16 protein-coding genes and 1 other RNA gene are annotated in these 12159 nt (G+C 36.2%); 4 read left to right on the forward strand and 13 right to left on the reverse strand.

All coding sequences use genetic code 11. From position 1 onward, the window contains the following. Positions 1 to 152: 152 nt before the first annotated feature. The 11 genes from ACTTKV_RS00330 to ACTTKV_RS00380 all read right to left on the reverse strand — a co-directional run bounded on the left by ACTTKV_RS00330 (position 153) and on the right by ACTTKV_RS00380 (position 8109). Complete coding sequence (locus ACTTKV_RS00330; protein WP_442548698.1) at positions 153 to 836, reverse strand: F0F1 ATP synthase subunit A; 684 nt, start codon at positions 834 to 836, stop codon at positions 153 to 155. Between the two features lie 65 nt (positions 837 to 901). After that, entirely contained in the window at positions 902 to 1663 is a 762-nt protein-coding gene (locus ACTTKV_RS00335; protein ID WP_442548699.1) for a TSUP family transporter, read from the reverse strand. Positions 1664 to 1816: 153 nt separating this feature from the next. Beyond that, complete coding sequence (locus tag ACTTKV_RS00340) at positions 1817 to 2368, reverse strand: superoxide dismutase family protein (protein WP_442548700.1); 552 nt, start codon at positions 2366 to 2368, stop codon at positions 1817 to 1819. Positions 2369 to 2434: 66 nt separating this feature from the next. Continuing rightward, positions 2435 to 3202, reverse strand: a complete 768-nt coding sequence (locus tag ACTTKV_RS00345; RefSeq protein WP_442548701.1) for a TIGR02757 family protein — start codon at positions 3200 to 3202, stop codon at positions 2435 to 2437. Further along, a complete protein-coding gene (gene flgK, locus ACTTKV_RS00350) occupies positions 3199 to 5070 on the reverse strand; it encodes a flagellar hook-associated protein FlgK (protein ID WP_442548702.1) in 1872 nt (623 codons plus the stop codon). The genes ACTTKV_RS00345 and flgK overlap by 4 nt, the downstream gene beginning before the upstream one ends. Before the next feature lie 3 nt (positions 5071 to 5073). After that, positions 5074 to 5505, reverse strand: a complete 432-nt coding sequence (gene flgN / locus ACTTKV_RS00355) for a flagellar export chaperone FlgN (RefSeq protein WP_442548703.1) — start codon at positions 5503 to 5505, stop codon at positions 5074 to 5076. Between the two features lie 13 nt (positions 5506 to 5518). Continuing rightward, a complete protein-coding gene (locus tag ACTTKV_RS00360; protein WP_442548704.1) occupies positions 5519 to 5722 on the reverse strand; it encodes a flagellar biosynthesis anti-sigma factor FlgM in 204 nt (67 codons plus the stop codon). A 58-nt stretch (positions 5723 to 5780) separates the two neighbouring features. Next, positions 5781 to 6080, reverse strand: a complete 300-nt coding sequence (locus tag ACTTKV_RS00365; RefSeq protein ID WP_442548705.1) for a rod-binding protein — start codon at positions 6078 to 6080, stop codon at positions 5781 to 5783. Then, positions 6080 to 7132 (reverse strand): flagellar basal body P-ring protein FlgI, encoded by a 1053-nt coding sequence (locus ACTTKV_RS00370; RefSeq protein WP_442548706.1) that lies wholly within the window; start codon positions 7130 to 7132, stop codon positions 6080 to 6082. Before ACTTKV_RS00370 ends, ACTTKV_RS00365 begins: the two co-directional genes overlap by 1 nt. Before the next feature lie 69 nt (positions 7133 to 7201). Continuing rightward, complete coding sequence (rsmD, locus tag ACTTKV_RS00375) at positions 7202 to 7768, reverse strand: 16S rRNA (guanine(966)-N(2))-methyltransferase RsmD (RefSeq protein WP_442548707.1); 567 nt, start codon at positions 7766 to 7768, stop codon at positions 7202 to 7204. Then, a complete protein-coding gene (locus ACTTKV_RS00380; RefSeq protein ID WP_442548708.1) occupies positions 7765 to 8109 on the reverse strand; it encodes a hypothetical protein in 345 nt (114 codons plus the stop codon). Before ACTTKV_RS00380 ends, rsmD begins: the two co-directional genes overlap by 4 nt. A 119-nt stretch (positions 8110 to 8228) precedes the next feature. Between ACTTKV_RS00380 and ACTTKV_RS00385 the strand changes: the two genes are divergently transcribed. The 4 genes from ACTTKV_RS00385 to ACTTKV_RS00400 are packed head-to-tail and all read left to right on the forward strand — an operon-like array spanning position 8229 to position 10988. Next, complete coding sequence (locus tag ACTTKV_RS00385; RefSeq protein ID WP_442548709.1) at positions 8229 to 8624, forward strand: FlaG family protein; 396 nt, start codon at positions 8229 to 8231, stop codon at positions 8622 to 8624. 2 nt (positions 8625 to 8626) lie between these two features. Then, positions 8627 to 10387, forward strand: coding sequence for a flagellar filament capping protein FliD (gene fliD / locus ACTTKV_RS00390; protein WP_442548710.1), 1761 nt, complete (start codon positions 8627 to 8629; stop codon positions 10385 to 10387). A gap of 9 nt (positions 10388 to 10396) precedes the next feature. Next, a complete protein-coding gene (gene fliS / locus ACTTKV_RS00395) occupies positions 10397 to 10768 on the forward strand; it encodes a flagellar export chaperone FliS (protein WP_035167483.1) in 372 nt (123 codons plus the stop codon). Then, entirely contained in the window at positions 10761 to 10988 is a 228-nt protein-coding gene (locus ACTTKV_RS00400; RefSeq protein WP_442548711.1) for a hypothetical protein, read from the forward strand. The genes fliS and ACTTKV_RS00400 overlap by 8 nt, the downstream gene beginning before the upstream one ends. A 14-nt stretch (positions 10989 to 11002) precedes the next feature. On the opposite strand, the gene rnpB is transcribed toward ACTTKV_RS00400, so the two are convergent. Beyond that, an RNA gene (rnpB, locus tag ACTTKV_RS00405) (RNase P RNA component class A) lies at positions 11003 to 11329 on the reverse strand. A 174-nt stretch (positions 11330 to 11503) separates the two neighbouring features. Continuing rightward, positions 11504 to 12121 (reverse strand): Type 1 glutamine amidotransferase-like domain-containing protein, encoded by a 618-nt coding sequence (locus tag ACTTKV_RS00410; protein WP_442548712.1) that lies wholly within the window; start codon positions 12119 to 12121, stop codon positions 11504 to 11506. Positions 12122 to 12159 lie beyond the last annotated feature (38 nt).

Genomic DNA, 12159 nt, shown 5'->3' on the forward strand with positions numbered 1-12159 from the left:
TAAATTTATACAAATTTTTAAGGCGTATTTTAGCGATACTTTCTTTTAAAATATCTAAAAACAAGGATTTGGGTTTTAAAATAGAAGAAATTTATTTATAAATTTAAGGGTTTTTAAAAAAGAAAAAGCCATATAAAAATATGGCTTAAATTTTAATGCTCATGCTCGCTAATAGCAACAGCACCAGCTAGATAAACATAAGTTAACATCATAAAAATAAATGTTTGCAAAACAGCCATAAGCGTTAGAAGTGCAAAAGCTGGAAGCGGAGCAAACCAAGGTGCAAGTGTAAGCATCGCTAGCAAGAATAAATCGTCGCCTTTGATATTACCAAAAAGACGAAATGAGAGCGAAACTACACGTGAAAGATGTGAGATGACTTCAACTGGAAACATAATTGGAGCCAAGAATTTATTTGGTCCCATAAAATGTCCAAAATATTTAAAAAAGCCATTTTCTCTAATACCTTCAAAGTTATAATAAAAGAATACAACCAAGGCTAAAACTAGTGTCAAATTTAAGCTTGAACTCGGTGACTCAAATCCAGGAATAATACCTACAACGTTTGAGAAAAATACGATAAAACCGATAGTTGCAACAAGTGGAAGGTATTTTCTAGCTAGCTTTTCACTACCCAAAGTGTCTCTTCCCATAGAGACAACTCCTTCCAAATAAGCCTCAACTATATTTTGAAGGCCTCTTGGCACAAGCTGCATTTTGCTCCTCGCAATATAAGCAACAATGACAACAATCAAAGCTACAAGCAAAAAGTGAAACGCATAGACAAAGGCGTGAGAGTTGTTTAGAAAATTTGAAAACAAAAACAAATCTTTCATTTATTTACCTTAGATTTAGAATTTTGCGTGATTGTAACAAAATTATTGTTAAAACATTTTTAATTTTAAGCTTTGAAATAGTCAAAAAGTAGTTTACAAATAGTCATTGCAACAACCATTAAAAACATCGTTCTAATAAATTTTACCTCTTTTTTAATGACCAAATTTGATCCAAAATAGGCTCCTAGAATTTGTCCAGCAGCCATCAAAAAGCCGACCATCCAAAGTATCTGCCCATCAGCTATAAAAACGCCAAGAGCTACGATGTTACTGGTAAAATTTAAAACCTTTGTATGAGCGACCGCTTTTTTTAAATTTAGTCCTATCAAAGCTACGATCGCAAACATCCAAAACGATCCTGCTCCTGGCCCAAAAAAGCCATCATAAAAACCCAATATTAAGCCAAATATCACATAAAATAATTTTTCATTTATCTTTGCGGCCCTATCGTTTTCGCCGATCTTTGGCATAAAAAGTGTGTAGAAAAATATAGCTGTTAGTAAAAATGGAATAATAATCTTTAAAAAAGTTGCATCCAAAAACAAGATGAGTGTTGCTCCGATGGCAGCTCCGATAAACGTAAAAACTATACCGATAAAGCATTCTTTGTAGTTAATTAGCCCCTTTTTTGTAAAATTTAGCGTTGCCGTAAAACTACCAAATACACCTTGAAGCTTGTTTGTACCAAGTGCGAGGTGTGGAGGAACGCCCATAGCCATGATTGCGGGCAAAGTGATAAGTCCGCCTCCTCCTGCGATCGCATCGATAAAACCGCCCAAAAATGCAGCCACAAAAAAGACTGCGTAGCTAAGTAGGTCAAATTCCATTTTTACTCTTTTAAAAATTTAAGTTAGAAGCGAATTCTAGTTTAAATTTTTAAAATTTTATCTTAGAAATGAGAGTAAATTTTGATTTTGAAGTGTAAAAATTGAAAAAGCCTTTAAACATATAAATTTAAAGACTTTTTGAGTGTTAAAAAATTACTTAATAACGCCGCAAAGCATTCTAGCACCACCACCGCCAAGTGCCTTTGGAGTATCGCTGTGGTTGTCGCCACCAACGTGAACCATTAGTGAGTGACCTTTTAGCTCGTCAAGATTTTTGATCTTTGGAGCTAAAACTGGATAGTTTGCATTGCCCTCGGCATCTACATAAAGCGCTGGTAAATCGCCTTTATGTCCATTGTCGTCCCATGCAAATGAGTGCATTTTTGTGCCAGCTGGATCCCAGTGACCGCCTGCTTTCATACCAAGACCTTTTTCAGTCGCACCACAGTCTGCATTTTCATGAATATGAAAACCATGTAGTCCTGCTGTAAGACCTTTTAAATTAGGAAAAAACGCAACACCGTAGTGTGTCTTAACAGCAACTACTTCACCAACACTCTTATCACCATTTTGGCTTAGCTCATTAACTGGGATAACAAGATGCTCGCCAGCTTTTGCATTAAAATGATGACCATCGTGCTGATGACCTTCGTGAGCAAAAAGTAGCGTTCCTAGAACAGCACTTAGTAAAACTATTTTTTTCATACAAGCTCCTTATGGATAAAATTGTATGGAAAGTCTACCCTAAATTTAAAAATTTAGCAATAATTTTTATTTTTTGAGATTTTTTATGATAGTTTCTAGCTCTTTACTCTGCCCTATTCTATAAAGTGCAAAGTCGTATTTTATCGGGTCCAGCTCGTCAAATTCTCTAAGCTTTCTTGTAAGCTCCATAACTGCTTTAAAGTCGTAGCTTTTTCTACTAATTAACCCTAAATTTAACGAAACCCTGTGAGTATGCACATCAAGTGGCATCAAAAGCTTATCTTTTGGCAAATTTCTAAATAGTCCAAGGTCGATGTCACTATCTCTTACCATCCAGCGAAGATACATGTTGTAACGCTTATATGGGCTTTGTGGCTCTTTGTCAAAGCTCTTACCAAAGAAAAACTCATATCCATCTGAGCGGTAAGAATTTAATCCATATATAAATTTAATAAGCTCATTTATGCCATCTATCATCTCGCCATTTTTAGTAAAACCACGACGTAAATTTTCCTCTATACCTCCCTCTTTCTTAAAACGTGAGAGCGTGATAAAAATTTCTCGCACGTCGTTTTCATTTTGAAAGCGGTATTTAAAATTTGCTAATTTTTTCTTGATGTTTTGCTCGCTCTCATCAAGTAAGCTAAAGTCAAGCGAATTTAGAAATTTTACTATCATCTTTGCGTTGCCATAGGCAAATAACGCGCAAATGAGTGCTATATTTGGCTCTTTAAATTTAGTCGCTACCTGAAGTGGATCTGGGGCCTCAAATAGCCCCAGATTTGTATTTTTGCTAAGTACGTGCGAGTCTAAAAGGTTTTTTAGATCGCTCATTGTTTTAGTGCAAGAAGAGTATCTAGCATCTGATCAACTGTCGTGATGATCTTGGCGGCTGCGCCGTAGCTAGCTTGAAAACGGATCAAATTTGTAAGCTCTTCGTTGGTATCTACGCCACTTGTTGACTGAAATTCTGCCTCAGCCGTCTTTTGTAAAGATGTATTTGTGTCGTGGATTGTATTATTTGCCTCAGTATCGCTCGCCATGTCGGTCGTGAAATAGCGGTAATAGCCCTCTATAGTCTCATCCCTATCAAGTGCGACACCGCTTGAATAAAATGTCTGCTTTTGATATTGAAGCTGAAGCATTTTGTTTGCTACTTCATTATTGCCAACAACTGGCTTTGAGTAAGCTCTAAGCTTTGTGTGATCCTGGACAAAATTTTGATTTACACCGATGCTATTTGAGTCAGTACCTGAGAAAAATCTATTTATACCAACAGCTCCTGGGAAATTTGTGCCGTGATCTACTATCGAGATACTATAAAGGCCTTGAGCTTGCTTTGGTATGAGTGCAAAAGTACCCTGCTTTGTATTTTTATCATAAAAGTATGATGCCTCAAAAAAGTCATCAACATCATTTAACATATTGTTATCGTTGTTGTCGTCTGAATTTGAGTTAAAGTCTTTGACGATAGAGTTTCCATATCTCGTATCATTCATAGTTGTCGTGCCATTTACCTGAATAGTTTTTTTGGCCACCACATTGCCTTTATTATCGTAAACAATAGCCTCAAAACTTCCATTTCTTATACTATTATTATGATTCATAAGCGTTTTATCATCTTCAAGATAGCTTATCGGATCAGAATTTGAGATCTCTACCGCAGACTCAGCATAGACATTGTTTGTGCTTGTGATTAAAGTTTTGCTAAATGTATTTAGGTTGTCTATATATTTTTGGATTATTCCGTCGCTAAATTTATCATTATCTGGCTCATAATTTCGTCCTCTAAGATCAAGTGCAGCTCCTATTTTGCCGTTTGTGATCTTATCTTCCATTGGGATTCTTCTACCGTCTTCTCTCTCATAATAAATTTTTGTATATTTTCCGCTTTCAGTTGAGCTCATAGAAATTTCATGAAAATTTACACCATCGACAATACTAACACCGCCGATATTTAGATTATAGTATCTGCCTTGATCGGTTATTCCTGTGTCTATTCTAGAGTCGCTTTTTAGATCACTTTTGTAAACGGCTGTATTTACTAGCTTTGACATAGCAAGTTCTAATTCATCACGTTTATCACGAAGATCGTTTGCATTTATTTTTATACCAGCGTCAGCACCTGACTCTACTCTTTGAATTTGTTTATTTATATTTGCTATTTGTCTACCAAGCGAATTTATCTCATTGATATTTATTTTTATAGTCTCATCAATCTCTTCATGCATCGAATAAAGCATCTTTGATGAGCGGTTGATACTTGCAGTTAATACACTTGCTTTATTTATCAAATTTACCTTTTGGGCACCTTCGTTTGGATTTGAAGCGAAGTTGTTCCATGCAGCAAAATACTCCTGAATATCCTTTACCATACCATTATCTTTTAGATCAGGAAAATACTTTGTAGCTTCTTGTAAAATTCTTTGTTTATAGGCAGTGTTTTCTAAATTTGATGACGAGTATTTTAGTCTTGAGTAGGCAAACTCATCGTGAAGTCTTGTGATAGTATCTACTTGTGTGCCCGTGCCAACACCACCAGGGACTGTATTCATCGCTGGAGAAGCAGACTGGACAACACGTTGTCTTGTGTAGTAGTTGCTATCAGCGTTTGTAATGTTATTTCCGGTCGTGCTTATTTGAATTTGAGCTGCATTTAGCCCTGAAACGCCGGTGCCTAATGACATAAAGATATTAGCCATTTTTTAAACCCTTGATTTATAAAAATTATTATCTGTATTGTTGCCGTCTTGTCCGTATTCGTTTATTTTAGTGCCAAAAATTTTTTTATTAAGTGAGTCAAAAAATTCTTTAACGGCAACAACATGTCTTGCATATTCTTTATTAACTTTATGTAAATTTTCAAGCTTTGAACGCATAATTACAAGCTTTGACTTCACTTCGTCGTCCAAAACACTCGCGAGTGTAGTCGTACCGCTATCTTTTGATACCTTTAAAAGCTCTTTATCTAATGCTCTTTTTGTATCTTCAAATGCACGAACTAAGGCATTTTTTTTCTTTACACTCTCATCAACACTTGAGTGTTTAGCTTCTTTTATATTTGCGATATCTTGTATAGTTAAATTTATGAGCTCATCAAGCTCGCCTATAGCCTCGTCCAAAAGCTTCTTTATCATTTAGATTCCTTAATTACAGCAACGCATCAGCCACAGCCCTAGCCGTTTTTGAGATATCAACCTGATAAGTGCCATTTGCTATGGCATCAGCTATCTCTTTTAGCTTTGCGTTTTCGTTTGTTCTTACTTCTTTACTCTGAGTTTCGACCTTGGTATCGCCATTTTTATTTAGCGTGTTTGCCTGGAAATTTGGTCTTTGGTTCAAAGGTGTTATCATATTCATACCTCTTAAAATAAAATGTTTATATCACTACATCGGCAGAATATAAATTTACTTAAGAGTCTCTCTTTAAAAAATCGTACAAAAGTTCTGAAAAACCAAGATTTCCGCTCAGTGCTTTACTCATTGCATCGTTATACATTGATCTATATATGTCGCTACCAGCAGCCTTTGGATATAGCGAGTTGTGCTCATCTTCTTTTAAAGCTATGTCAAGCACTGCTTTTACCATATATGCTTCAAAGGCATCGGTTTGCTCTTTTAAAAGCTCGTCTTGTTTGGCATTTGCATTTTTTATCTTATTTGCTGAAATTTCATTGTATGAATTTAGTGCTAATGTGTTGTCTATTTGCATTATATTATCTCCAGATCAACTTGTATCGCACCAACTCGCTTTAAATTTTCAAGTATCGAGATGATGTCACTTGGTGTTGCTCCAAGCTTGTTTAAAGCTCTTGTTACATTTGCAACAGTTGTTTTTTCGCCTGAAATTTTGAGTAAATTCTGACTAGGTGCGACAGACGTATCACTTCCTATGTTTACATCATTTTGCGCTGCTTCATCATAGCTATTTGGCTCTATTTTTATTGTAATTGCACCGTGAGTTAATACAACTGGGCTAACAACAGCATTTATACCACTTACTATTGTGCCGGTTCTTTCGTCAACCACTATCTTTTCATCTGGCTTGTACTCTACATCAAGATCAAGCACAGCACTTGCAAGCTCGATAATGCTAACATCATCTGGCTTTTTAACGATAACCGTTCTTGGATCAATCGCTTTTGCAGCATCATCGGAGATGTTTGCATTTATGGCATTTTGGATATCAAGAGCGATTTTAAAATTTGTATCTTTTAGGCTTAGTCTTATAGTGTCTTGGTTGTAAATATCATAAGTCACTTCTCGCTCAACTAAAGCTCCATTTAGGATAGAGCCAACGGTTGGGTGGTTACCACCTGACCTACCCATGCTTTTACCACCGATGCTTAAAGCACCCTGAGCCAAAGCATAAATATCGCCATCAACGCCTTTTAATGGTGTCATGAGAAGTGTACCGCCTTGCAAACTTTTTGCATCACCGATAGATGAGATCACCACATCAAGCTTGTCGCCATGCCTTGCAAATGCTGGAAGCTTTGCCGTAACCATAACAGCAGCTGCATTTTTAGACTTGATATCATCTGGATTTATCTTTACGTTTACACCCTGAAGCATGTTTGATAGAGACTGGATCGTAAATTTTGACGTTGAGCCATCGCCTGTACCATTTAGTCCGACAACTAAGCCGTAGCCTATTAGCTGGTTATCTCTTACGCCAACGATATTTGCAAGATCTTTTATCTGCGTAGCAAAGGCTGAAGTAGCCATCACTGAAGCTGCCACAAAAGATAAAAATTTTTTCATATTTTTTCCTAAAATTTAGCTATTTTAGGTTTTTAAAGCAAAAGACGTTCCAAATTTACTATAAAAAATTTATTGAAAATAAGAGAGCGAAGTAGCTCCAAATTTTTTAAATTTTACGAGCTTGTAAGTAGAAATTTCATCACTAAATTTAAAGTCGCTGTTGTGCTCAAAAACTATCATATAAATTTTTTCTTTTTTTAGCTGCGAGATTAAATTTACAAGCTTGATGTAGATATCATCAAAGCCAGCTCTTATGTCAAATGGCGGATCCAGATATAGCAAGACCTTGCCATTTTGAGAATTTACAAGATCGGGCAAAATGGCGAAAGTGTCCCCATTTATTGCTTTTAAATTTGCGGCTTCAAGGCTGGCAAGATTACTCTGTGTGATCTTAAAAGCAGCCCTATCCTTTTCGATAGCTATCGCTTCATGCGCTCCGTTGCTAACAGCCTCACTAGCCATTACGCCGCTTCCACCAAAGCCCTCTATAAATGTAAGAGTATAAATTTCATCTCTAATGACGTTAAAAAATGACTCTTTTACGATACTTTTTGTAATTCTTGTCGTACTTAAGCTTGGTAACTCAAGTCTTTTGCCTTTAAACTTTCCACTTGAGATTTTAGTGTATAGCTTCACTGGTTTGCCCTTAAAATTTCAAGAAGATCAGCTTTAAATTTATCTATTAAAAGCGAAATTTTTTCTTCTACGTTTATTTCGTTTTTAGCTTCATTAAGCTCATTTGCTTTTGAAATTTGCATAGCTGAGTAAAATTCTTCAAGCGTATCAAGAAGTGTCGCCTTGGTGAAAGGATGAGAAAGATGAGCATTCTTTCCTATTATAAATAGCGGTTTTTTTGTTGCTATTTCGCGATCGCTCACTATAAAATCACAGTCCTTATGATGAGCAGCCAAATTTCCACAAAAAAGCAGTAGTGTTTTTTGAAGTAAAATACACTCACATTCAAATGAAATCTTCATATCTCTTCCTATAAATTTTGCTCGATTTTAGCCTAAATAATCAAAAATTTATATAAATACTAAAGGATTTTAAAATTTTACCGATGTAGAAGCTAGCGTAAGTTTTAAGGAGTAAAACTATGGAAATTTTCAAGGCAGCAGCAAATCAAGTACTAGACACAAGCATGAGTACATCGGCTCAGCGTCAAATAGATAGCAGACCTATCGAGCATTCTGATATAAAATTAAATGCTGATAAAAACAACGAATCAAAAGATATGAACGAGCTAGATGGACTTAGCAACGAAGATCTTGCGAGAAGAACAAGAGAGGTCACTGACAAGCTAAACTATCAAATGCAACAGCTTGATACTAATGTTAGATTTGCTTATAACGAAAAATTAAATTTAATGGTCGTACAGGTAAAAGATGCCAAAACTGGCGAAGAGATAACACAGCTTCCAAGCAAAGAGGCTATAAGAATAAGTGAGTATTTCAAAGAAAGCATAGGAATACTTTTTGACAAGGAGAGTTAATAATGGCAGTAGGTAATATAACAAATTTGGGCTTAGGTACAAAAAATGGCGGCCTAAATGACGAACTTATCAAAAAATTAAAAGATGCTGATGAAGCAGGACAGATCAAGCCACTAACTTCAAGGCTAGAGAAAAACGATCTAAAGCAAAAAGACCTTGCGGCCCTAAAAACTCTTGTTAGCAACGTAAATGTAAGTGGCAAGACACTTGGTGGCGAGGCTTTGTACTTAAAGCGAAATACAAATAACGCTGGCAAGAGTGTCACAGCCTCTGCAGCAAATGGCGTTAGCGTGCAAAACTTTACCATAGACGTACAAAAGCTTGCTCAAAAAGATACATTTCAAAGCAAAAATTTTAAAAATGCTTCAAGCTTGGTAGGCGCGACAAGTACTGGATCATTTGATGTCGAGATTGATGGACAAAAATTTTCTATTGGCGTAACAAGATCTACCACATATCAAGATATCGTTGATAAAATAAATGACGTAAGTGGCGGCAAGCTACAAGCTAGAATTTTAAATGTTGGCGGAGATAAACCAAATCAAATCATGCTTCAATCAGGCAACACTGGTGCAACGCAGACTATTAAATTTTCAAATGATACCGCTGGTGTTTTAGATAAGCTTGGCTGGGATAGTACACAGTTTCAAGATACAGATGAAAATGGCACTCCACTAACAAATTCTGATGGCACACCAAAGATGACATCAAATTTTGAAAAAAATAGAATCTTAAAAGCACAAGATGCTGAATTTACTTATAATGGTGTAAATGTAAAAAGGGATAAAAATACATTTAATGATCTAAGACCAGGAATTTCTATTACACTAAATGAGACTGGCAAAACAAACGTAAGCGTCTCTCAAAATACAGAAGAAGTCATAAAAGCAGTTGAAGAATTTATAAAAGACTACAACCTAATGACAATGAACCTTGGCATCGCTACAAGCTACGACGAAGAGAAAGGCGCTGGAACATTTCAAGGCGTTAGTGAAATTTCAAGCCTTAGATCAAGTGTCAGCCGCCTTATAAATGGACAAGACAGCGAAGGTAAAGCATTAAGTAAATATGGCATAGTGCCTGACAAAGATGGTCAGCTTCAACTTGATCTAAATAAATTTAACGCAGCACTTAGCAAAGATCCTGAAGAGATTCAGAAATTTTTCATGGGATCAAGCAAGATCGAGCCAATAAGCTATATGGGAGCATCGACTGTTAGCGCTGGAGCACTAGACATAAAAGCTGGTGATCTCACTATAAATGGCAAGTCGGTTATTTTCTCAACGACTGCTGGTGCCTCAGCCGAAGAAAATGCGCTAAAACTTCAACAAGCTATAAATGATGCTGGTATCAACGGAGTGACAGCTAGCCTTGATCAAAGCGGCAAAAGGATCATTTTAAAAAGAAGTGATGGTGAAAATATCGAAGTAAAAGGCAAAGCTCCAGCTTTAACAGCACTAGGTATGAGCGAAGCCACTGTAAATTCAGTAACTAAAAAAACAGATGGGCTATTTACAAAGCTAGCAACAATGCTTGATGGTGTCGTTGGCAAAAGTGGCACGATGGTTGCTATGCAAAATCAGTTAAAAGACGAAAACGAGTCGATCACAAAAAACAAAGAGAGCACACAAAAGCTTTTAGATGAGAAATACACAACAATGCAAGAGCGTTTTATCAAGTACAACGCTATCATCGCGAGTTTAGAAAATCAGTTCTCAACACTAAAATCAATGATCGACGCGGAAATAAATAGCAAGAAGTAAGAGAGAAAGATGAATCAAAGTGCATATAGTGCATACGCACAGTCTAGTTTTGGGGGCATCGAGTCCCCAACTAAATTAATAGAGATGCTTTATGACGGAATTTTAAAATTTATATTTCGTACCAAAAAAGCAATAGAAGCTGGAGATATAGAGAAAAAAGTTTATTATATAAATAGAACAAACGCTATTTTTGTTGAGCTTTTAAATTCGCTTGATTATTCTCAAGGCGATGTAGCTCACTATCTTAGCGGACTTTATACAAGACAGATGCAGCTTCTTGCTATGGCAAATATACAAAATGATATCGCAGCTTTGAATGAAGTAACCAATGTCGTAAAACAACTATCTGAAGCATGGAGAGAGGTAACATCAGGTGAATAGTTGGATCAATGAATTTAAGTTAGCATTGATAAACGAAGACACAAGCAAGATAGCTGCTTTATCACAAAATTTTAGTGAGGATATGTTTACGAGCCTAGCTTCAGTACAAGAAGCACAAGCATTAATCGGCGGAGCAATAGAGCTTTTAAAAAGCAAGTCTTCACATATTCAAAATGAGCTTATAAAACTACAAAAAGCTCAAAAATACGTAACAAACTAATCAATTTTTATAAATTTAAAGGCACGGCGTTAAGCCGAGTTCTGTCTTGAGCGATCATTTATCTACGCTTGCTTTTACAAACAAACTCTAGCGAAGGGTTTTAATATAAGACCAAAACCATCCCTTCTTGCTGCAGGTTGGGTTTATATGGCCACGCAAGTTACCAAGCGTGCCGGTGGGCTCTTACCCCACCGTTTCACCTTTACCGCCGAAACGGAAGTTTACTTTCTGTTACACTATCCCTTAGGTTTCCCTAGCCATCCGTTAGATGGAACCTTGTCTTATCGCAGCTCGGACTTTCCTCTTTTGCGTGGTGCAAAAGCGACCGCTTACCGTGCCAGGATAAAATTATAGCGGTTTTGGCTTAAATTTCTAGCCTTAAAAAGCCTTAGATTTTAAAACTTTACGTCTTTTATTTATAAGGCAAATTTGCAGACAAAAAGCGATTCTGTAGGGAAAATGCTTTGAGTAAATATTTGGCGTATGTTTTATCAAAGATCGCATAAATTTTTATCTCAAAGTGAAATAAATTCAGCATTATTTATAGGTCGTAAATCGTATAAGTCCCCAAATTTCTTTATTATCTCGTGCGTAGCCTCCACAAAAGGCTCACAACCAAAATGTGGTACTATGAAAAAATCCACCAAATTTAATCCTGTAAAATCGCTCATATTTACGCTATTTTCATCCATAAGCGTAGCATATCTCGTATCTGGTGCCGCTACGATCGCACCTGCTGACTCGCCGATATAAATTTTCCCTATTTGAACTGCATCTTTGATGGTTTGTACAACATGCGACTTTCGTAACTCACTAAGAAGATAAAATGTATTTCCACCGCTTATATAAATGATATCGCACTCATTGATGGTAGTCAAAATATCATTTGCAACAAAAAACTCGTCGCATTCAGAAATTTGTGCAGCCAAATTTTGAGTGCAAGAAAGGTCAACACGAGTCAGTTTTGCACCAAATTTTTCCAAAATTTCTACCGCTTCATCTACGTAAAATTTCACCTCTTCAAATTTTGCTGCCGTGTCGATAAAAGCAACTTTCTTGCTACTAAATTTTACCAATTCATTGATCTTGCTTGCAACCTCTGCAAAATAAGAACAAAGAAAAATATTTTCCATTTTTAAAGCCTTTCATGATTTAAATGTTTCTAGGTATA

The sequence above is a fragment of the Campylobacter sp. genome (assembly GCF_052169515.1).
Lineage (GTDB): Bacteria > Campylobacterota > Campylobacteria > Campylobacterales > Campylobacteraceae > Campylobacter_A.

What these genes read in the sequence shown, in the direction of transcription:
- ACTTKV_RS00365 (WP_442548705.1), bottom strand. Translation starts at nt 6,080, where the DNA reads ATGCAAATAGACAACACATTAGCACTAAATTCATACAATGAAATTTCA.
- ACTTKV_RS00360 (WP_442548704.1), bottom strand. Translation starts at nt 5,722, where the DNA reads ATGATAACACCTTTGAACCAAAGACCAAATTTCCAGGCAAACACGCTA.
- ACTTKV_RS00410 (WP_442548712.1), bottom strand. Translation starts at nt 12,121, where the DNA reads ATGGAAAATATTTTTCTTTGTTCTTATTTTGCAGAGGTTGCAAGCAAG.
- ACTTKV_RS00345 (WP_442548701.1), bottom strand. Translation starts at nt 3,202, where the DNA reads ATGAGCGATCTAAAAAACCTTTTAGACTCGCACGTACTTAGCAAAAAT.
- ACTTKV_RS00380 (WP_442548708.1), bottom strand. Translation starts at nt 8,109, where the DNA reads ATGAAGATTTCATTTGAATGTGAGTGTATTTTACTTCAAAAAACACTA.
- ACTTKV_RS00340 (WP_442548700.1), bottom strand. Translation starts at nt 2,368, where the DNA reads ATGAAAAAAATAGTTTTACTAAGTGCTGTTCTAGGAACGCTACTTTTT.
- flgN (WP_442548703.1), bottom strand. Translation starts at nt 5,505, where the DNA reads ATGATAAAGAAGCTTTTGGACGAGGCTATAGGCGAGCTTGATGAGCTC.
- ACTTKV_RS00330 (WP_442548698.1), bottom strand. Translation starts at nt 836, where the DNA reads ATGAAAGATTTGTTTTTGTTTTCAAATTTTCTAAACAACTCTCACGCC.
- flgK (WP_442548702.1), bottom strand. Translation starts at nt 5,070, where the DNA reads ATGGCTAATATCTTTATGTCATTAGGCACCGGCGTTTCAGGGCTAAAT.
- ACTTKV_RS00335 (WP_442548699.1), bottom strand. Translation starts at nt 1,663, where the DNA reads ATGGAATTTGACCTACTTAGCTACGCAGTCTTTTTTGTGGCTGCATTT.
- fliD (WP_442548710.1), top strand. Translation starts at nt 8,627, where the DNA reads ATGGCAGTAGGTAATATAACAAATTTGGGCTTAGGTACAAAAAATGGC.
- ACTTKV_RS00370 (WP_442548706.1), bottom strand. Translation starts at nt 7,132, where the DNA reads ATGAAAAAATTTTTATCTTTTGTGGCAGCTTCAGTGATGGCTACTTCA.
- ACTTKV_RS00385 (WP_442548709.1), top strand. Translation starts at nt 8,229, where the DNA reads ATGGAAATTTTCAAGGCAGCAGCAAATCAAGTACTAGACACAAGCATG.
- fliS (WP_035167483.1), top strand. Translation starts at nt 10,397, where the DNA reads ATGAATCAAAGTGCATATAGTGCATACGCACAGTCTAGTTTTGGGGGC.